This is a genomic window from Bacillus sp. J14TS2 (assembly GCF_018333015.1).
Taxonomy (GTDB): domain Bacteria; phylum Bacillota; class Bacilli; order Bacillales; family Bacillaceae_C; genus Lederbergia.
The window spans coordinates 15,289-36,241 of record NZ_BORE01000007.1 but is presented as its reverse complement, the minus strand read 5'-3'; the positions used below and the strand labels follow the sequence as shown (position 1 = coordinate 36,241).

Sequence of the window (20,953 nt, the reverse complement as noted above, 5' to 3'; positions counted from 1 at the left end):
ATTAGACATCCAGCTTCCTTTCTAATCTTTGTAAATAATAGGAGGTAGGGATAGTAATGAGAAGATAAAGTATACAAACCATAATTAATGTTTGGAAAGCGGAGAAGGTCGCATTATAATACTGTTTTCCCATGTAAAGAAGCTCTCCAACGGCAATAACAGAAAAAAGGGAAGTGTCTTTTAAACTAATGATAAATTGATTTCCTAATGGAGGAATCATTCGTTTAAAGGCTTGCGGCCAAATAATATAGCGCATCGTTTGTTTCGCTGTTAACCCGATTGAACGCCCAGCTTCATGCTGTCCTTTATCAATGGATTTCACAGCACCCCGTACGATTTCTGATATATATGCACCAGCATTAATGGTAATCGCAATGATAGAAGCTGTAATTTTATCGATATTAAATCCAATTATATCTTCAGAAAGTCCAACATAAATAAATAAAATTTGCACTAGAATAGGAGTCCCACGAACAACCTCCACATAAAAGGCACAAATGCCACGGAGAATTCTGCTTTTTGATAAGCGGCCTAAACCAGCTAAAGCTCCAAGAATAAAACCAAGAATAAGACCGATGATCGTAATAATTAATGTCCAAAGCAATCCTCTAAAAAGCATAGGGAGGCTTTGAATATAATGACTGTCCATGATTGTTTCGAGCATTCTTTATTTCTCTCCCTTTGAAAACGTATTTTGCATGAGTGAAAAAGTCGCAACAAGTTAAGGAACTTGTTGCGACTGAGACCAACAGGAAGTTGATCAGAAAGGCGTTGCGCCAGGACGGCAACAACTGGGCGTCTGCGCTTTTCTTAATTAGCTTGGCGCCTTATTCACAGCTCAACATAGCTACCTCCTATGGTCTAGCTTCCCGGCTGCATGAAGTCTTACCTATTCTTCGCCCAACCATTCATCGCTAGGTTTTTCACCGAAATATTTCTCGTAAATTTCCGCATAAGTTCCATCTTCAATCATGCTCTCGAGCGCCTCATTGGAGTCATCAACCAATTCAGATCCTTTCTTAAAGGCGATTCCATAGGATTCTCCTTGAAGAATTTCACCAGTGGTTTTTAATTTTCCTTCTCCTTCTTGGGCGATATAGTACTGAACATTTGGAACATCATATAGGACAGCATCGAGTTTGCCATTCGCTAAGTTCATATACGCTGTGACAATTTCAGGATATGCTTCCACTTGGGCATCCGTATTTTCGCCTAAGTAGCTTTCACTTGTAGAGCCTTGTCGAGACCCAACTTTCTTTCCGTCCACATCATCAATCGACTCAATATCGCTATCAATTGGAACCATTAAGATAATACCAGAATCATAATATGGAATGGAGAAATCAAGTGTCTCCTCACGTTCAGGTGTGATAGACATTCCGGCAACGCCAATCTCATAGCGTCCGCCTTGCATGCCTGCAAGAAGGCCATCAAAATCCATTGATTCAAAATCAACTTCATAGCCCGCACGGTCGGCGATCTCTGTGATCATGTCAATATCAAAACCCTCTAAGTCTCCCGTCTTTGTATTGAGATATTCGAATGGTTTGAAATTCGAATCTGTGGCGACTGTATAGGTCTTCCCTTTCGAATTACCATCTCCGTCATTACTTCCGCCGTTACTACCTCCATCAGCATTTTCACTTGTTCCACATGCTGCAAGCGCTAGCATAATAGAAACCATAGCAATAAGAAAAACAAGCTTTTTCTTCAAGATTGTGACACCCTTCCTATTTTTTTGCATCTGCTCTTTATTATCTAATAAAGCTGGAATAAAGGAAAAATTCCCAAAACAGTATGAGGATGGATTAGCAAGGATAAGAGCACATGTAATCAACCTAGGCTACTATTCTTGTAATAATCCTCTCCATATGTCTCGATAACTGTTTGATACCCTTTTGTAAAATGGCATAAACATATTTTTCGAAGAGAGCAGGGAAAAGGGAACCAAAAAAGCTCCCACGACCTAATGGTATGGGAGTTTTGGAGATTTATTCGTCTAATTTAAAGATAAGAAGGGATAAAATTAAACCCCCTGTGTACAACGAGGCCGCTGAAAAAGTCCTGATAATAAAGGGAATTCTATGGAACGGTCGATTTCCGCTCTAGGCGGACGCTTTCCGGGGGGCGTGCGGTGAGCTTCCTCGTCGCATACGCTCCTGCGGGATCTCACCTGTCACGCTAATCCCCTAGGAGTCGCCGCCTTCCGCTACAATCAACGGTAACTGCTCATAATCAATGGTTTTTCAGTGGCCTTTGTACAACAACTAGGTTTTTTTCTTTCAATTAGACTATTGTTGACGTGGCGGAAAATCCAAATATCTTGGGATTAGTAATGACCAAGCATGTGTACTCGTACTCGTCGCCGGTGACCGTCAGAAAATGATTTGCTCTGGCGCATGGACGCATTCAGGCTGCAAAATTGGATGGAGCGATTGGTGGTGATATATCTGACTCAAATGTGCTATGCACTGATTGGTGGAGGGCATTTAGTTCCTATGCGAATTCAAAGGGCTTACTCATTACCGACCCAAATCCGACGGAAAACAACGTGTATCATATTCAAAATCTTAACAGAATATGTTAGTCAAATCGTGTCTGTTTACTGTAACCGAAACGGATACCAAACCTAGACTTTCTGTTTATTCTTGTTAACCTAACCGGTAGGATAGTTGAACAAATACTTGTAATAACTGCAATATAGCAATCTAAAAGAAATTATTATATTCATCCTGTGCTATCATCAGCTTAAACATAAATTATTGCAGTTGGAAAGGAGTAGGTAGGGCATGGTAAATATCGAGCACTTGCAGACCGTAAATGTTCCAGCTTTGAAGGTGTATAAAACTTTAACCACTGCTGAAGGACTGTCGGAAATATGGACCAATGAACTCGTTGTTAATAATCAGCTTGGCTTTATTAATGAATTTCGATTTGGCAGTAATGATGTAAATAAAATGAGAATAGAGGAATTGATCACTAACCAAAAAGTCGTTTGGCAGTGTATAGATTCAGATCCGGAATGGATTGGTACGATTATTTCCTTTGATATTCTAGAGAAAAAGGGGAAGTCTTTTATTACTTTGCGTCATACGAACTGGAAAGAAGTAACGCCATTTTATCGCTCCTGTAACTACAACTGGGCTATTTTCCTTTATAGTCTCAAATCCTATTGTGAAGATGGCGATGGCATCCCCTATCAGAAACGTAAGTTTTAAAAATTTAAGTTCATTCTACTAATGGGGAACGAAAGCTTAATAGAGGCTGGGACAAAAGTGTTTTCACCAAAGAAAAAAACGAACTACTAGGGTGCATATATCTCCGCTGCGGAAATATACTTCGCTTTCCACGGGCGAGTGGAGGCCTTTTCTCAGGCTTGGCGGGGTCTTGCCGAACTCTCACTTCCCGCAGGAGTCTATGTATATTTTCTTCGCTAAGGTAATACATTGTTTGTCTTTAGAGATTAACATTTTAGTTATGTCCCAGCTTCTTCCTTATGGACAAATATCAACATTAGTAGTTAACATGGCCTTAATTAAACGACTGTCCTCTGAGGTGACGTAGTTTCAAACACAAGGTAAGCTTCCTTGGCAGGTGTTCTTTTCTAAGGAGCCGACTTGTAGAAGATATACTTACTTCCGTGCTACCGAGCTTCCACCGTACGTGTCGGCATCAATTTATCTCGCAGTGTCATTTTACTGGAATTTTACACATCCTCTGAAACAGCAATGGCTATATATGTTAAATCGGCGTTTGTCAGATTTACCATCTGTTTAGAAAAGACAAATGACCATGGTTGTGACGACATAGGATTAATTTCTAGTGAAGAAGAGAAGTCTCCTTGAGCAATGGTCTCTTTATGCTGATTTGTGATCCTTACGGACAATTTATGCAAGTGTAAGGGATATGGAAAGCCATTGTGCAGGAAAACAGTTGCCACAAGCCCGCCATTGCGTTTATATTTTGTCATAATTGGGCTGACTGTAAAGGATTCCTCAGGTATGACAAGAGTTTGTGCTTCTTGAATATAGGATTCCTTTTCTTTTTCAGTTAGTTGCTGATCCCAGACAGGATGAAAATGAATAGCCGACATGAACATCATTCCTCAATAAGATGGAGTATTTTTAAACCATTGGCGATACCGGATTCAGTCACACTGGTTGTCTTATGCTTGGCATACTGATAGAGATCTGGATGAGCATTTCCCATTGCAAAGCCTTCTCCCACAGCTTGCAGCATTTCTTTATCGTTCATTCCATCCCCAAAGGCAATGGCATTCTCTTTTGGAATCTTTAAAACTTCTAATACTTTGTGAATGGCGCCGCCTTTATTTACCCGATCACGTATCACATCATAACAGTGGAGTAGCGCTTCCACATTGACTTGGGAAAGATGGTAGGTCGGGTCGAAATGATAGAGCTTTTGGTCTTCAGCTGTTAGATTGATTAAAGTAGCTCCTAGAATTTGATCAGCTACTTCTTCGGTAAACAATTCATTTTGTTTTAGTTGAAACATCTCAATAAAATGCTGGACAACAGGTGTATCGATGCTAGTGAAATAGTTTTTCTCGCTTGTATATAAGACCATCTCATGATCGTTTTTTCTCGCGATCTCTAGAAATTGTAACACCGTTTCTTTCTTCATCGGTTCATTGACTGCAGCTTCCTCCTTATAAAGTGCGAGAGCTCCATTATAGCCAATAAAAGAATGGACATTCAGTTCCATTGCCAAATCCCTAATTTCGTGTAGAGGCCTGCCAGTGGCTAGAAAGACTTCTAATCCCTTTTTTTGTACCTGCCCGATCGCCTCTTTTGTTGAGGGATCATACGTATGGTCGGGTTTAAGAATCGTTCCATCAATATCTAAAAACAATACCTGATAAGTAGACATTTTATTCTCCTCTAGAAGTTGGTTTTTAGCCAGTTTATCATATTAAGGAAATAAAACATATAACAAGTGTGGACGAGAGCGAATTAAAGCGAATATTGTCAAAAGAAATGGAAGGATGATTGCTTGACACTCCTAAAAAAATAAGGAATGATAAAAAAGTAAAGTTACTTTTAAAATATGAATAAGGAGAGATCCTAATGAAGTATCGTAGACTGGGAAAAACGGGTTTAAAAGTTAGTGAGATTAGCCTTGGAAGCTGGTTAACCTATGGGAAATCGGTGGAAGATGATACGGCAACAAAGACGATACATAAAGCGTATGATTTAGGGATTAACTTTTTTGATTCTGCAAACGTTTACGAGCAAGGGGAAGGGGAAAAGGTCCTATCTAAAGCATTGAAGGAATTTCCTCGTGAATCTTATGTCATTACAACAAAAGCTTTTTGGCCGATGGGAGAAAGACCGAATGATCGCGGCCTGTCGCGGAAGCATGTATATGAGCAAGTTCATAATAGCTTGAAACGTATGGATTTGGATTATGTCGATATTTTCTATTGTCATCGTTATGATCCGGAAACACCTGTAGAAGAAACGCTTCGTGTGATCGACGATTTAATTCGACAAGGGAAAATTTTATATGCGGGCGTCAGTGAATGGTCAGCAGCACAAATCGAAGAAGCAGTAGGCATTGCAGATAAAAAGTTGCTTGATCGAATTGTGGTGAATCAACCCGTTTACAACATGCTAAATCGCTATATTGAAAAAGAAGTATTACCAGTATCAAGTAAATATGGGATTGGACAAGTGGTATTTTCCCCGCTCGCTCAAGGGATTTTAACGGGCAAATATCTTGGTGGCGATATCCCTGAAACAAGTCGTGCGGCGAATGATGAGATTAATAATGGTGTAAGAAGGATGCTGACAGAGGAAGTGCTAGGGAAGGTAAGAGAATTAGCTGAAGTGGCAAAGGAATTGGATACCACCTTACCAGCATTAGCTCTTGCTTGGATTTTACGTCAACCTACGGTAGCAAGTGCGCTAGTTGGGGCTAGTAGACCCGAACAAATTGAAGCAAATATCAAAGGCAGTGAGCTTGAATTAACCGCTGATGTCCTTGATAAAATAGAAGGCATACTGGCCTAAAGGGAAAGCTCCGATTTTTCGAATGAAATCGGAGCTTTTTATGGTTGGAGAGACTATAAAACTAGATCAGAACATTGTTGGGATGTAAAGGATGTATGAGTGCAGATGAAGAGATAGGACGGCGCGAATTTAGCCATTCATCCTTATTAAGAAAGTTTGGACGTCGTTAAACAGGCGCTTGACCTTTTGTTCTAGCAATAAAGGCTTTTTAAGGTAGAATAGTAGAAAATAAGGAAAGGAAATTTATATATATGCAGCAAGAGAATTTTACAAGGGGTTCGATTGGAAAGCAGCTACTGATATTTTCGGGTCCGATTATTTTAACCAATCTTCTTCAGGTGTCCTATCAATTAATTGATAGCTTGTGGGTTGGAAATTTGCTTGGTGCTTCAGCGCTTGGAGCGGTAGCGGTATCCAGTACCGTAATTTTTACCGTGTTATCCTTTATCATTGGTGTCAATAATGCTACATTGACGATTTTATCTCAGTTGAAGGGAAAGAATGATACAGCAGGCTTAAAAAGCTATACGAATGCCTTCACTGTCATATTAGGAAGCATGGCCGTAATGCTTGGGATTATTGGCTATCTGTCATCTGAGTGGATACTTCGTTTATTAGGAACACCCGAATCGATGTTAGGAGAAGCAACAGGATATTTACGGATAAACTTTTTGGGAATCCTTTTTTTATTTGGCTATAATTTCATTGGAACCGTATTTCGAGCGTTAGGAAACAGTAAAACCCCGTTGCGATTTGTCGTGATTGCTGTAATATTAAATATTTTCTTAGATCCACTCTTTATCTATGTATTCGATTGGGGGATTGAAGGGGCGGCGATTGCGACCATTTTTGCTCAAGGAATTGCCTTCCTATATGGTGTGTTTTTAAGTGTTTCTCATAAGCAAATTCCGTTTTCACGTCCTGCTTTTCCAAAAATAGAGGAGGTAAAAATAATCCTTGGGCAAGGTCTTCCATCTGGGTTGCAAATGACGGTCATTTCCGCTGGCTCCGCAGCAATTATGAGTGTGGTCACTTCGTTTGGAAATGATGCTGTATCTGGCTTTGGTGCGGCACAACGATTGGAGAGCATAATTATGCTGCCGGCACAAGCTTTAGGAACTGCTGTTAACAGTATGGCTGGTCAAAATATTGCAGTTGGAAAATGGCGGCGAGTACATAAGATAACTTTGTATGCAACCATTCTGAATCTCATCACGATGCTTTTGATTGCACTGCTGATTTTTGCGATTGGTGGTTGGGGGATTCGCTTATTTATTTCTGAGCCAGAATCTGTTCGTTTTGGCACAGATTATATAAAAATGGTTGCGTTCTTCTTCCCATTTTTAGGTTTTAATTTTGTGTGGAATGGTGTCGTCCGCGCCTCTGGGGCCGCCTTTCAAGTGCTGATACTGAATCTTATTTCTTTTTGGGTTTTACGATTCCCATTAACCTGGTTGTTTGCCCAATATTTTGGCGAGAGAGGAATTGCCTATGGATTAGGCAGTAGTTTTGTAATTAGCAGTATAGTGGCCTTCTGCTATTATCGTTTTGGAAAATGGAGTGAAAAAGAGTTACTAAAGGGTGATGCCGGCAGATCGGTGGAATCCTAATTTACTTTAAGAAGATGTTCAAAAAATCTGGTAAACGGGATAAATGATCTTCGACTAATTGCCGACACGTCCTGTGCATGTCCGCCTTGAACTTTCCACATAAGAACGTACTAGTGTCGAACGTTTGCGATTGACGTCAGCGTAGTCGCCGGCTTGTCCTTTTGAACACGCATTTTAGAGATGAGGTGATTTAATGTTCGTACATCCTGTGGATGAGGAGCTTTATTTGCGAATCGCAGAAGAGGAGGATGTGGAAGAGCTCTTTTGGCTGACCGATCAATCGAGAGAATACTTACGGGAATGGTTACCGTGGATTGACAGGATCAAAAGTAAGCAAGACTCCAAAGCTTTTATTGAATCAAGTCAGCAGGGATTTGCCGAATTTACTTCCATGAATCTGGTTATTCTATATAGAGGGAAATTGATCGGAGTATCAGGATTTAATGAAATGGATACAGAAAATAAAACAGCGTACATTGGTTATTGGTTAGGGAAGGACTTTCAAGGGCAGGGGATTATGAATCGGGTTGTCCGCTCACTGATGGATTATGCGTTTCATGTCCTCCAATTTAACCGCATTGAAATTCGGGTAGCAGTTGGAAATAAGAAAAGCCGAGCAATCCCCGAAAAACTTGGCTTTAAAAAAGAGGGGATCCTGCGTGAGGCTGAGTGGCTTTATGACCATTATGTGGATCATATCATCTACGGTTTTCTCGCTAGTGATAACCCAAAAACATAAGGAAGACAACCGAATGATCACTAGAAAGACTTAGCTGTTATCTTCATGCAGCCATTTACGCTTTTATGGATAGAAAATTCACAACTTCTTCTTATTTCATTTCGCTGAACAGTCGCCTACGCATTTCTTTGTCTAGCTACGGCTCATAGCGGCTAGCAAATTTACGTCTTCTTCCTACGATAAGTTAACATCGGTTCGTCCTTCGTCCTTACCGTGTTTCCTATATCTCGTCAGAAGTCTTTAAATTTGTACACCGCTAAACAGTCACCTACGCATTTCTTTATGAACTGTTCATGCTTCGTTCATAGTTTATTCATATCTTGTGATTATGATAAAAGTACCATAAATCGCAGGGAGGTAATCAAAATGAAGGATCAAGATGAATATGAAGTCAGTAATATCACAGAAAAACCTAAAAAACGTTGGACGAAAGGAAGGACGGCTGTGAAGAGAGTTGTATCCACTGTAGGTGCAGGTGTAATCGGTTCGGTCTTAACTTTAGCTGTTGTTCTTAATACACCGCTTTTAAAAGACTCTGAACCTCAGGAGGATACCGTGTCAACAGCTACGGCAAATACAGAGCAAAATTCATCCGGAAATGTTCAGCAACTTTCGGCTAATACGACATCTCTTGCCGATATGGTCGAAAAGGCATCAGACGCAGTTGTCGGAATTGTGAGTACGAGTAAGGCACAGGAAAATCCATTTGCTCCTCAGAACGAAAGTCAAGGGGAAAAATCAGGGTCAGGTGTCATATTTAAAAAAGAGGGTAAAGACGCTTTTATCGTGACGAATAACCATGTAATTGAGGGTTCTGAGCAAATTGAAGTCAATCTAGAAAATGGAGACAAGGTGGAGGCTGAATTGATTGGGGCGGATGCTTTAACTGATTTGGCTGTCCTTAAAATAGATGGTGGCAAAGTTGATTCTGTTATGGATTTCGGTGATTCCGATACGCTACGTGCAGGTGAACAAGTTGTGGCGATTGGAAACCCACTTGGACTTGAGTTTTCACGGACAGTGACACAAGGTATTGTGAGTGCGGTGAATCGTTCCATTGATGTGCAAACCTCTGCAGGGAATTGGGAATTAAATGTCATTCAGACTGATGCTGCAATCAACCCAGGAAATAGCGGTGGAGCCTTAGTCAATACAAAAGGTGAATTAGTTGGGATTAATAGTTTGAAAATTGCCGAGAGTGGTGTAGAAGGGCTAGGATTTGCGATTCCGATCAATGATGCAAAGCCGCTTATTGAAGAAATGATTAAAAACGGAAAAATTGAACGTCCTTATATGGGAATTAGCATGGTCGACTTTGAGCAAGTTGCGCCCCAATATTTAGAAAAACTGCCGAAAGACGTTGACAGTGGCGTGATTATCACATCCGTTGATCCCGATTCTGCCGCTGGCCAAGCTGGCTTACAGATGGAGGATATTTTAGTTAGTATCAATGACCATAAGATTGAAAATGCCAGTGATCTAAGAAAGCTTTTATATACAGACCTTAAAGTTGGCGATAAAGCCTCCCTCCAAGTCTATCGTGACGGGAAGGAAAAGACATTCTTTGTTACTTTAACGGCAAACCCTGAGAGTTAAGTTTAACTGGATGTAAAATCTCCCCTGATTGAGGTTTCAATTTAGAAAAGATGCTTACACCTCTTGTAAATAGCAAGGGGTGTTTTGTTCATGCTGGCTTGTTAACAGAAAGGATTGCCGTCCACCACCGACGCTACCCCTATTTGATGCTTGCACAACGGTAAAAATTCCTTTACTTTTATATAGTATAAAGGGGGTGCCCAAGTTGAAGATATTAGTCATTGAAGATAATGAAAATGTCGCTTCTATGATTGAAATGTTCTTTTTAAAAGAAGGAATTGAAGGGGAATTTATTCAAGATGGAATTGTCGGGTATGAACGTGCTGAGCAGGAACAGTGGGATTGCTTAATTATCGATTGGATGCTCCCAGGAATGGATGGTATCAGTATCTGCCGGAAAATTCGAGAAACGAATAAAACGGTACCGATTATTATGCTCACAGCCAAAGACACTGAATCTGATCAAGTATTGGGCTTAGAAATGGGTGCCGATGATTATGTGACAAAGCCGTTTAGCCCCCTTGCTTTAATGGCAAGAATTCGGGCTGTAACACGCAGATCTCAAAGCCAGCCGAGTAAAAGAGTAAACAGCCATACGATCGAAACACCCCATTTCAAAGTAAATAAGGATACACGTGAAGTCTTGTTAGACGGGAAGGCTGTTAACAATTTAACACCGAAGGAATTTGATTTGCTTTATCATTTTTTACAGCATCCGAGACAGGTATTTTCACGCGAACAATTATTAGATAAAGTATGGGGCTATGATTTTTACGGAGATGATCGAACCGTAGATGTTCATATCAAGCGCTTACGTAATAAATTAGGCTCTTCAGATCAACCTTTTTTTAAAACCGTTTGGGGTGTAGGATATAAATTTGAAGAATCAGCGGATGAACTCAAAAAACAGACTGGAGAAGCTCCTCCAAATGAGAATCGCTATGAAAATTAAAATGAAATATCTGTATCAACAGCTTTTGAGTCATGTCAGTGTGATTGTGATTGCAATCCTTATTTTAAGCTTGCTGTTCTCTCATTTTATTGAGAATTTAATTTACCAAGATAAAACGGATGAGCTTACAGCCTACGGGAAGAATGTTTTGGCAGATCTTGAACAAAACTATGATTCCGAATCCACTTTACAAGAATATGGACATGTTCTCGCAGGGCGTGATATCCAGTACAGTTTATTTGATCCGAGCTCAGCGATTATCTATTCAACAGGAAGGGGAGCGAGAATCAAGCTGGAAGCGGGAGAATGGCAGAAAATCCAAGATGGCTATACGGTTGTAGTGAAACAAGACTATAAACGATTTAACGAAGGGATGACCTTTGTGTTGTTACCTTACTTCCGTCAGGGCCAATTTGTCGGTGGCATTCTGCTTGCATCTCCAATTAAAGGAACACGGGATATTATTTCACAAATCAATCAATATTTGCTTTATACAGTATTGGTGGCAGTAGCTGTTGCTTTGCTTTTAAGTTGGATCTTATCGGCTTTTCATGTAAGAAGAATTAAACGGCTTCAGGAAGCTACCTCTTTAATTGCAAATGGTGATTATTCGGTGCGTATTCCTTCATCTGATTTTGATGAGATTGGGGAACTGTCAAAGGATTTTAATCAAATGGTAGAAAAATTAGAGGGGTCAATGGAAGAGATTGAACGTTTAGAAAATCGGCGCCGCCAATTTATGGCAGATGTTTCTCATGAATTAAGGACTCCGCTCACAACGATTCGCGGTGTGATTGATGGAATCCGCAATCAGATGATTCCTGAATCAGAAAAAAAGCGGGCTATGCTGATGGCAAGTCAAGAAACAAAGCGTTTGATCAGATTGGTAAATGAAAACCTCGATTATGAAAAAATCCGTTCGAATCAAATCAAACTCCATAAGGAAAATCTTTTATTGTCTGAAGTGATGGAAGTGATTCGCGATCAGCTGGAAATTCAAGCTGAAGAAAAGCAGGATAAGATTGTATTAGAAGTAGAGAATGATGCACAGGTGTATGCTGATTATGATCGCTTAACGCAAATTTTAATAAATATCACAAAAAATAGTATTCAGTTTACGGAACAGGGGACGATCACGTTACGAGGAAAAATGGGCGAGACCGAGACTGTTATTGAAATAGAAGATAACGGACAGGGGATGGATCCGCGCGAAATTAGGAAGATTTGGCAGCGATTTTACAAGGCAATGGTATCAAGAACCAATAATCCCTATGGAGAGTTTGGCCTTGGGCTATCGATTGTCAAACAGCTTGTTCAGTTGCATAATGGCCAAATTGACGTGAAAAGCGAGGAAGGAAAGGGAACTACTTTCACTTTGACCTTCCCATTTAAAAAATAGATATCGAAATTTTTAGCGTTTTCATATATTATATGGATAGGGTTAGCTCCAGTGCGCAGCGATTAGCAAACTTTCGGTTTTTTCTACGATAAGTCAACAGATTGGACGTTGGTCAAGTTTGTATTTCGCTAACCGGGTACTTGCGCTTTTCGTAATAGTTTGTTCACATTTGTTTTGTAGACTAAGGTTGTACAAATAATTATGGCCTATATAACTAAATTAAAATAGGGATTAGAGGAGGAAGAAAATGAGCCAGCATCAACAACCAAAATCATCTAGCAAAAAGTTTGCAATTTCTGTGATTGTCCTGATTATACTTGGAGCTGCTGTTATTTTTACAACGGCTTTTGTGAAAAGAGACATTGTCGCGAATGTTGGGGATGCCAAAATCACAAAAGACGAGCTGTATGAGCAACTTGTGGACAACTATGGGGAGCAAACTCTTGATGGTATGATCAATGATGAAATTGTAAAAATGGAAGCAAAGAAGGAAAAAGTATCTATATCTGATGATGAAATCAATCAAGAAATGGATAAATATGTTGAGCAGAGTGGGGGCGAAGAAGCCTTTAATTCAGCCTTGCAACAACAAGGCCTGACTAAAAAGGATCTTGAAAAGGATATTGTGAGTTTTTTATCAATTCAAAAGATCTTAGAACCACGGATCGACATTAGCGATGATGAGATTAAGGAATACTTTGAAGATAATAAAGCTAGCTTTGACCAAGAAGAACAAGTAGAGGCTAGTCATATTTTAGTCGATGATGAGAAGACAGCAAAAGAAGTGAAACAGAAGATTGACGATGGAGAAGATTTCGCAGAATTAGCCAAAGAATACTCAACAGATGAATCAAATGCTGAATCTGGTGGAGAACTAGGCTTCTTTGGAAAAGGAAAAATGGTCAAAGAATTTGAAGACAAGGCCTTTTCTATGAAAGTGGATGAAATTAGTGATCCTGTCAAAACAGAACATGGCTATCACATCATCAAAGTAACTGATAAAAAAGACGCTAAAGAGGCGAAATTAGAAGATCATAAAGAGGAAGTTAAAGACGCACTATTTGAGCAAAAACTGCAAACAGAATACCAAACATGGTTAAATGAGAAAAAAGAAGATTATAAAATTAAAAAATCATTAGGTACAAATTAATAAGTTGCTCGTAAAAGGCTGCCCCGTCCCGGAGGCAGCTTTTTTACGAGCGGATAGAAGAATTTACGAGCGGATAGAAGAATTTACGAGCGGATAGAAGAATTTACGAGCGGATAGAAGAATTTACGAGCGGATAGAAGAATTTACGAGCGGATAGAAGAATTTACGAGCGGATAGAAGGATGTATAAAAACGGACAGTTGACGAATCCTATTAGGAAAACGAAAGGGATTTTTTGTCATGTTTTCATTATTTAAGAAAAAACACAAGGATACAGGAAATACACACAACAAATCCCATATGGAGCATTTAGGTTCTCATTTATCTGACACAGTGCAAAGAATAAAGAAAGAGACAGGGGACAGTTCGGATATTGTCATAAGGGAATTAGAGTTGGGGGAGCCGAATCTATCATTGGCGATTGTGTATGTAGAAGGGATTATTGATGATGCCTCGGTCCATGATTTTATTGTAGAGTCGATCATAGAGTCCAATATAAAGACGGTAAGAGAGCCTACAGAATTTCTACAGTTACTGACTCAAAAAGTTATCATTATGGGCTCTATTCAAAAGTCGAACCAATGGAAACAGTTATATACAGATTTAATGGATGGGAATACGATTGTTCTTGTTGATGGAATTCATACATATATGTCGATTGAAACACAAGGGGGCGACAAGCGCTCGATTGAAGAACCGGAAAGCCAGGTGACGGTTCGTGGTCCAAGAGATGGATTTACAGAATCGCTACGTACGAACACTGCTCTTGTCAGGAGGAGGATCCGTAACCCTAATCTTTGGACAGAGTCGATGAAAATCGGCAATCAAACCAAAACAAATGTGGAAATCATGTATCTAAATGGTGTTGTCAACGAGAAGATTGTGACTGAAGTGCGAAAGCGGTTAAAGGAAATTGAAATTGATGCCATTTTGGAATCCGGCTATATTGAACAATTGATTGAAGATCAGGCCTGGACAATCTTTCCAACCATTTATCATACAGAAAGGCCGGATTCGGTAGCGGGGAATATTTTAGAAGGAAGAGTAGCTATCTTTGTCGATGGAACTCCCTTTGTTTTACTAGCACCAGCCGTGTTTATTCAATTTTTTCAATCCGTAGAAGATTATTATGCTCGGTTTGACATTGCAACCGCTTTGCGATTTTTGCGGATTATCACATTTTTATTATCGATTATTGCGCCATCTGTCTATATTGCTGGCACGACGTTTCATCAGGAAATGATCCCGACACAGCTGGCAATTATTGTCGCGGCACAGCGTGAAACCGTTCCATTCCCAGCTTTTGTGGAAGCTATCATGATGGAGGTTACATTTGAAATCTTACGGGAGGCGGGGGTACGAATGCCGCGTGCTGTTGGGTCTGCCATCTCCATCGTGGGAGCCCTTGTGATTGGACAAGCGGCCGTCCAAGCAGGAATCGTTTCCCCTGCTATGGTAATTATTGTTTCGATTACTGCGATTGCGAATTTTGCAACTCCCTCTTTCGCGATCGCCATTTCTGCACGCCTCATTCGTTTTTTATTTATGGTAGCTGCTGCGACCTTTGGATTATATGGGGTGATTTTGTGTATTATTTTTCTTACTATTCATTTATGTAGTTTACGTTCCTTTGGTGTGCCATATATGACGCCAATGGCCCCTGTTACAATTGGGAATTTAGGGGATACCCTGATTCGAATCCCGATATGGACGACAAGAAGAAAAGCCAATTTAATCATGAAGGGAAAACAGATTCATGCAGGGAATATGCCGAAGCCTGCTCCTCCAGCACCTCGATCAATAAGGAATAAAGATGTTGGAAAAGGTGACAACAATGACTCATAAGCTAAAACTATATTTCATCCTGATCTTATCAATCTGTCTCCTGACTGGTTGTTGGGATAAAAAAGAATTGACTGATATTGCTTTTGTGTCAGCAATTGGGATAGATAAAGGGGAAGATGGCCAATATGTAGGCACCTTTCAAATTGTCAATCCCAGCAATGTTGCAGGTGGTCTCCAAGGAGGATCTGGACAAGAAGGATCAACTGTCACGGTTTATCAGATTACGGGAAAAAACATGGTAGACGTTAGTCGCCGTGCAGCGAATGAAATCTCAAGGGTTTTATTTTATTCCCATGCTAATTTGGTTGTGATTGGAGAAGAACTAGCTAGGGAAGAGGGAATCGATGGCATTTTGGATGGTTTAGATCGTGATGATCGATTTCGTGACTCATCTAAAGTGGTGATTGCTCGGGGAACTACAGCAAGCGAGCTGTTGCAAATCACGACTCCGATTGACAAAATTCCCGCAAATAAGGTCATTAAAACACTGCAATTCTCTGAACAACAATGGGGAGAACAATGGCCTGTCAAAATTAGAGATATTTTAAATGCCTTAACAAGTACTGGAAAAGAGCCAGTTATTCCGAGTTTTTCCATTTACGGTGATTGGGAAGCGGCGAAATCCCTTGAAAGTCTACAAAGAATGAACCCAGAAGGGATTATTCGTACAAACGGTCTTGGGATCTTCAAAGAAGGAAAATTATTGGGGTGGATTCATGATGAACAGGCTCGGGGAACGGCATGGGTTATGGATAAAATCCATTCAAGCAATATTACGATTGAATGGGAAGGGGAAATGGAGGCCATTTCATTTCAAGTTGTCCGAGAAAAAACGAAGGTGAAACTTGAGTTTGATGGGGACCGACCTGTTGCAAAGTTTGATATTCAGACACATGGAGAATTAGGAGAGGTGAACGTACCCATCAACGTTAAAGATCGACATATCCGTAATCAAATTGAGAAGAAAGTAGAAAAGGAAATTAAACGTATGATTCATTCAACAATTACAGAGGTTCAAGCATATCAAGCTGATATTTTTGGTTTTGGAGAAAAAGTGTATCAATCCCATCCCAAAAAGTGGCGACAAATAAAGGGAGATTGGCAAGATCACTACTTTCCTGAAATGAAGGTAGAGGTAAAGGTAGATGCAATGATTTCAGGAACTGGTTTAAGAAGTAATTCGTTCAAATATATTGAACATGACTAAGAGAAAGCTCCATTTCATTTGTGTAAAAGAAATGAAATGGAGCTTTTTTACTGTTTTGGCTCTAGCTCCTATCAAAATGCCAATTGTAGCTCTTCATCCCTTTCCTTTCCTCTTTTTAAAAAAAGCAATAAGTAATAACAAGGCTGGAATGAGAACTTGGAATGGCAATTGGATATAGATAGAGGCAATCTTTTTTGCTTCCTCAATATGCTCCAACGAATTATTAGCAACAACAATGGATAAAAAAATAACAACAAACGCTAAGGGAAAAGCAAGTTTTGCAGATTCCCTTATTTTAAATAAATCAGCGGTGCCAATGATCACAACATAAAAATAAATAGCTACCTTGAAAAAGCCAAGGATAATCAGAGATAACATAAAAAAGATATCCAATCGCTGTAAAAATTCCGCAATTTCAATTGCCTGAATGGTATTGAGTAAAGGAAATTGAGTGCGTTCAATTTTGGTATAACCAAGAACACTAATATTAATAGCGGTGCTAATAGCTAAGTTAATACCAATCAGCAATAGAGCTAGTATCCCGGCCTTTTTTACTTTTTTCGGTTGATTGACATAAGGAAAGATCATGGCATAGACAAATACTTCCCCAAATGGGAAAAACACTACCCGTGTAAAGGCCGTTTTTAAAACAGGTAAAATACCGTCTTCTAAGAACGGTTTTAAATTACTTAAATGAATGAGGTCAGAAGCAATAATAAAGATGAAACCAAAAATGGCTAAAACATAAATAAGAGTAAATAAAATTTCACCTGCTCTTCCTATGACTTCAATTCCTTTTCTGACTGCATAGATGACAACCAGAATTAATAAAAAATGATTGATGACAAGAGGAGTCTGCGGATAACCGAGAATAGCAAGCATTTCACCGAAGTCGCGAAGTGCGCGAGCAGCGAGGTAAAGAATAAAAAGCATGTAGATAAAGGCTGCTATTTTCCCGAAAAATTTACCAAGGATCCTCTGAGTATAAGTTGTTGGTAATTGATCAGGATAATAATGATAAAGTGCATAATGAATAAAAAAAATACCGAATCCTCCAACCATGGCAAATAGAATCGCTAGCCATGCATCTTGTTTCGCCGTGATGCCGAGTGGATATAGTAAGGCACTGCCAAGTTCGAAAAGGAGAATTAGAACGAATAATTGAAATGGACTAATTTTTGCAGATTCCATAATATCTCCTTTCTGGACAAAATCACGAGCACCTGTTTAGGGATTGAACAGCTATGTCCTGTACGTCACAACGCTGTTCTGATTTACTCCTGTGAAACACAGGTGAGCCAAAAAGGTGAACTGGTGTTATTTACACAAGCAGGTACCGAAAGTTTGCTAGGCGCTGGAACTGGACGTTGAAACACGAAGTTAGAACCCAACCGTAAACCAGAATTTTATAAATTCCTAAGCAACAAGAAAAGGGATGGAAGTATATTCATCGTTTTGCCCAATATCTCCCGAATTTATAACTAGTCAATGAATATCCTCTAAAAGGATAAATTGAAGGATGTGGTTCATGGTGAAAATTGTAGGGATCACTATTTTATATATGGTCCTGTTAATCCCAGCTACAATGTGTATAAATATTTTTTTCTATGGGTCTGATATCAAAGAAGCGATATTAAATTGGGTTCAACCGCTTTATTTGCGAACCATCTCTGAAAATCTTCTTTATATTGTTTATCCATTAAGTATTATTTGTTATCCAATTGTAAGCTTTTTTTTGAACAAAAAAAGAAACACATCATAATGTTTAGGACAGCGATAGTGAAAGCTATCGTTTTTTTCTTGTCAATCCACCAAAATAAAGAGGAAGAGAAAATATACTAATTTTTTCTCTCCCCCCATTTCGTTAGGAGCTTTTTCAAGATTAGTCCTACTAGTACTCCAGGGATTACACTAAGAATCGGCAACCATATCGGGCCAGGTAAGTAGCCGAAAATGGTGACCTTTGTGGAATAGATTGTCCCTACCGTAACAAAGTAAGCGGAAAAGACAAAAGGCATAAATGAATATGGTTCTTTTCCGCCACCGCCATCTTTGAAAGCATCCCACATAGCGAAAAAATAAAGACAAGGATAGAAAAGAAGCCATTGGAAATCAGCTAATTCGATTGCTTTTTGAATATCACCATGGAAACTGGCGATGATCATTGCATTAAATTGAGATTTAACGTTCACGATAAATTCCAGTACAACAAATAAGAGACCTTTTACATATTTTCTATTTAATAATTGTCCAAAGCCGGGGAGGGCAATACTCCAAAATAACTTTTCTTTTGCGTCCACATTATCTTAACCCTTTGCTAAATTTGCGCGGTCTGGGGCGGAAGGAGGGATTTCCATCCAACCATTATCAATCATAATTTTTGCCCCATCCTCAGAGTATTCGCCTGCTTCCAGAATCAAGCGACCATAAGCGGTGGCAAGATCCTTTCTTGGGCTCCCCCCCATACTACCTCCGTAGTAGCTCATCCCTGCATTAATTAAAGCACATGTGTGATACATAAGCAGTTTATCTGAAAAAATCGGTTCTGTAGTTGATGTTGGATTAAAATTTCCATACGTTGGAGCGGCTAAATCATCATCCAATAAAAACTTAGAGAATACTGAACAGTAATGATGTGAAATTTCAGCACCTCTCACCATATATTTTTTTACGTTTTTAGATTGAGCCACTTGAGCAAATCCCCTCAATAAAGCCTCGCCTAAAGAATTACGATAAAGATTCATAAATAGAAGTGAAATTTCTATACTCGTAAGTGGCCTTTGTTCGCCTATCCACCCCGCTAAAAAGTGCTGCTTATGGGCAAATTGGTTTTGTTGTGGATATGGAATAGATGGCGGCCGGACATAAGTCCCTTTTTCTATAGAAAGTTCAGTTGTCCGGTTAAATAATTCAGCCGACGACTGGAGACATTGAGTGAAATGGTCACGTAATTCCTTCCGAATCGCCTTAGGTAATCCCATGCTATATGCGCCTAAGCCCATAATCCCAAGGTTTTGGACATAATGGAGAATAAAATCATCGGTATATAGTCTTGGGGCATGAATATTTACGTCTTGCTCAGTAAATCCGACTGGAATAGGAATCCCTTCTTCTGTAAAAATGTCCTTATCAAAGCGAACGTGCAATTCCGATAATTCTAGTGCATATTCCACACAAGCCTTCATGTCTGGATCTTCCACATGCTCTTTAAAATAAGAGAGCATACAAATAGCTAAGGTATCATCTAGATAGGATCCAAATAAAATGCTTAATTCGCTTGCCGTTAATGTACTATGGTTGGGAGATGTCATGTTAGTTCCTCCTCCTTTTAGAATATCTAAGTAAGCATAGTGTTTCCCTAAATTGAAAAAATATAATGGAGAGTGGAAGGGAAGATGATTTCTCTTATTGAGAAGATTCACTTTTTAACACTCTTCCGATTAAGGACACATGCAATGATTTTACACATAAGATACCTAGATCAAATATGAGGAGGATGTCGTGTGATTCCCAATTATCCGTATTATGGATTTTATAAAAAGTGTAAAGATGAGCCAATTGCTTTCCCGCCTCAACATCAATCGCTGCAGCCTGGTCTGGAATATCTTATGCATCCCCGCCCGATTTCTGAGAATCCAGATGAACAAGGCTCCAATAAATTAGAAAATAAGGTAGCGATTATTACAGGGGGAGATAGCGGAATTGGCCGTGCCATTGCTTATGCCTTTGTAAAAGAAGGAGCTAAGGTAGTAATTGTCTATTTGAATGAGCATCGTGATGCGAAAGAAACTCAGCAAAGAATTCACGAGCTTGGCGGGGAATGCCTGCTGATTTCCGGAGATTTAAAAGATGAGAAAATGTCAGATCATGTTGTTCAGCAGACAATTGAAGCTTTTGGGAAAATTGATATTTTGGTGAATAACCATGGGGTACAATATGTTCAAAAAAGTATTCTTGATATTACGAAGGAACAGCTGGAATTCACTTTTCAAACGAATATATTTGCTTTTTTCTATCTAATTAAAGCCGTTCTTCCTTATATGAAAGCAGGAAGTTCAATTATCAATACGGCTTCGATTACAGCGTACGAAGGGCATAAAAAGCTGATAGACTATAGCGCGACGAAAGGGGCAATTGTGACATTGACACGTTCGTTATCCCTTTCACTTGCCAATCAACAAATTCGCGTGAATGCTGTTGCTCCTGGTTCGGTTTGGACACCACTTATTCCAGCAAGCTTTTCTGATAAAGATATTATGAAATTTGGACTTGACGCCCCGATGAAAAGAGCAGGACAGCCTGTCGAATTAGCTCCAGCTTATGTCTATCTAGCTTCAGATGAAGCAAGCTTTGTATCAGGGCAGGTCCTGCATGTGAATGGCGGTGTGATGGTAAGCTCATAAAAAAAGAGAAGAACGCTCGCG

General features: G+C 39.6%; 19 protein-coding genes and 1 pseudogene. 13 read left to right on the top strand and 7 right to left on the bottom strand.

The window, feature by feature from the left end:
• Nucleotide 1: 1 nt before the first annotated feature.
• Nucleotides 2-664, bottom strand: a complete 663-nt coding sequence (locus KI375_RS11825; RefSeq protein WP_207451274.1) for an amino acid ABC transporter permease — start codon at nucleotides 662-664, stop codon at nucleotides 2-4.
• 225 nt (nucleotides 665-889) lie between these two features.
• Nucleotides 890-1,714 (bottom strand): transporter substrate-binding domain-containing protein, encoded by an 825-nt coding sequence (locus KI375_RS11820; RefSeq protein ID WP_244852590.1) that lies wholly within the window; start codon nucleotides 1,712-1,714, stop codon nucleotides 890-892.
• A gap of 587 nt (nucleotides 1,715-2,301) precedes the next feature.
• Here KI375_RS11820 and KI375_RS27390 point away from each other — a divergent pair.
• Nucleotides 2,302-2,556: pseudogene (locus KI375_RS27390) on the top strand (IS1595 family transposase); the annotation flags it as partial.
• A gap of 233 nt (nucleotides 2,557-2,789) precedes the next feature.
• Nucleotides 2,790-3,218 (top strand): SRPBCC family protein, encoded by a 429-nt coding sequence (locus KI375_RS11815; protein ID WP_212973718.1) that lies wholly within the window; start codon nucleotides 2,790-2,792, stop codon nucleotides 3,216-3,218.
• Nucleotides 3,219-3,706: 488 nt separating this feature from the next.
• Here the strand turns inward: KI375_RS11815 and KI375_RS11810 are convergent, their stop codons facing one another.
• The gene (locus tag KI375_RS11810; RefSeq protein ID WP_212973717.1) at nucleotides 3,707-4,093 is read right to left on the bottom strand and encodes an SLAP domain-containing protein; all 387 of its coding nucleotides are present in this window, start codon (nucleotides 4,091-4,093) and stop codon (nucleotides 3,707-3,709) included.
• A gap of 5 nt (nucleotides 4,094-4,098) precedes the next feature.
• On the bottom strand, nucleotides 4,099-4,890 hold the full coding sequence (locus tag KI375_RS11805; RefSeq protein WP_212973716.1) for an HAD family hydrolase: 792 nt from the start codon (nucleotides 4,888-4,890) through the stop codon (nucleotides 4,099-4,101).
• A 197-nt stretch (nucleotides 4,891-5,087) separates the two neighbouring features.
• On the opposite strand from KI375_RS11805, the gene KI375_RS11800 reads away from it, so the two are divergent.
• The 9 genes from KI375_RS11800 (at nucleotide 5,088) to KI375_RS11760 (ending at nucleotide 16,529) form a co-directional block, all read left to right on the top strand.
• Nucleotides 5,088-6,032, top strand: a complete 945-nt coding sequence (locus KI375_RS11800; RefSeq protein ID WP_212973715.1) for an aldo/keto reductase family protein — start codon at nucleotides 5,088-5,090, stop codon at nucleotides 6,030-6,032.
• A gap of 251 nt (nucleotides 6,033-6,283) precedes the next feature.
• Nucleotides 6,284-7,642 (top strand): MATE family efflux transporter, encoded by a 1,359-nt coding sequence (locus KI375_RS11795; protein WP_212973714.1) that lies wholly within the window; start codon nucleotides 6,284-6,286, stop codon nucleotides 7,640-7,642.
• A gap of 193 nt (nucleotides 7,643-7,835) precedes the next feature.
• Nucleotides 7,836-8,381 (top strand): GNAT family N-acetyltransferase, encoded by a 546-nt coding sequence (locus tag KI375_RS11790; RefSeq protein ID WP_212973713.1) that lies wholly within the window; start codon nucleotides 7,836-7,838, stop codon nucleotides 8,379-8,381.
• A gap of 366 nt (nucleotides 8,382-8,747) precedes the next feature.
• The gene (locus KI375_RS11785) at nucleotides 8,748-9,977 is read left to right on the top strand and encodes a S1C family serine protease (RefSeq protein WP_212973712.1); all 1,230 of its coding nucleotides are present in this window, start codon (nucleotides 8,748-8,750) and stop codon (nucleotides 9,975-9,977) included.
• A gap of 205 nt (nucleotides 9,978-10,182) precedes the next feature.
• A complete protein-coding gene (locus KI375_RS11780) occupies nucleotides 10,183-10,929 on the top strand; it encodes a response regulator transcription factor (RefSeq protein WP_212973711.1) in 747 nt (248 codons plus the stop codon).
• The gene (locus tag KI375_RS11775) at nucleotides 10,925-12,328 is read left to right on the top strand and encodes a sensor histidine kinase (RefSeq protein ID WP_212973954.1); all 1,404 of its coding nucleotides are present in this window, start codon (nucleotides 10,925-10,927) and stop codon (nucleotides 12,326-12,328) included. Before KI375_RS11780 ends, KI375_RS11775 begins: the two co-directional genes overlap by 5 nt.
• A 247-nt stretch (nucleotides 12,329-12,575) precedes the next feature.
• Complete coding sequence (locus KI375_RS11770; RefSeq protein ID WP_212973710.1) at nucleotides 12,576-13,478, top strand: peptidylprolyl isomerase; 903 nt, start codon at nucleotides 12,576-12,578, stop codon at nucleotides 13,476-13,478.
• A 239-nt stretch (nucleotides 13,479-13,717) separates the two neighbouring features.
• A complete protein-coding gene (locus tag KI375_RS11765) occupies nucleotides 13,718-15,322 on the top strand; it encodes a spore germination protein (protein ID WP_212973709.1) in 1,605 nt (534 codons plus the stop codon).
• Complete coding sequence (locus KI375_RS11760; protein ID WP_212973708.1) at nucleotides 15,312-16,529, top strand: Ger(x)C family spore germination protein; 1,218 nt, start codon at nucleotides 15,312-15,314, stop codon at nucleotides 16,527-16,529. Before KI375_RS11765 ends, KI375_RS11760 begins: the two co-directional genes overlap by 11 nt.
• A 93-nt stretch (nucleotides 16,530-16,622) precedes the next feature.
• Here KI375_RS11760 and KI375_RS11755 read toward each other — a convergent pair whose 3' ends face one another.
• A complete protein-coding gene (locus KI375_RS11755) occupies nucleotides 16,623-17,720 on the bottom strand; it encodes a GerAB/ArcD/ProY family transporter (RefSeq protein ID WP_212973707.1) in 1,098 nt (365 codons plus the stop codon).
• A gap of 337 nt (nucleotides 17,721-18,057) precedes the next feature.
• On the opposite strand from KI375_RS11755, the gene KI375_RS11750 reads away from it, so the two are divergent.
• The gene (locus KI375_RS11750) at nucleotides 18,058-18,291 is read left to right on the top strand and encodes a YczF family membrane protein (RefSeq protein WP_212973706.1); all 234 of its coding nucleotides are present in this window, start codon (nucleotides 18,058-18,060) and stop codon (nucleotides 18,289-18,291) included.
• 76 nt (nucleotides 18,292-18,367) lie between these two features.
• Here the strand turns inward: KI375_RS11750 and KI375_RS11745 are convergent, their stop codons facing one another.
• On the bottom strand, nucleotides 18,368-18,829 hold the full coding sequence (locus tag KI375_RS11745) for a hypothetical protein (protein WP_212973705.1): 462 nt from the start codon (nucleotides 18,827-18,829) through the stop codon (nucleotides 18,368-18,370).
• Nucleotides 18,830-18,835: 6 nt separating this feature from the next.
• Nucleotides 18,836-19,840, bottom strand: a complete 1,005-nt coding sequence (locus KI375_RS11740; protein WP_212973704.1) for a DUF3231 family protein — start codon at nucleotides 19,838-19,840, stop codon at nucleotides 18,836-18,838.
• A gap of 192 nt (nucleotides 19,841-20,032) precedes the next feature.
• On the opposite strand from KI375_RS11740, the gene KI375_RS11735 reads away from it, so the two are divergent.
• Entirely contained in the window at nucleotides 20,033-20,932 is a 900-nt protein-coding gene (locus KI375_RS11735) for a glucose 1-dehydrogenase (protein ID WP_212973703.1), read from the top strand.
• Nucleotides 20,933-20,953: the final 21 nt, after the last annotated feature.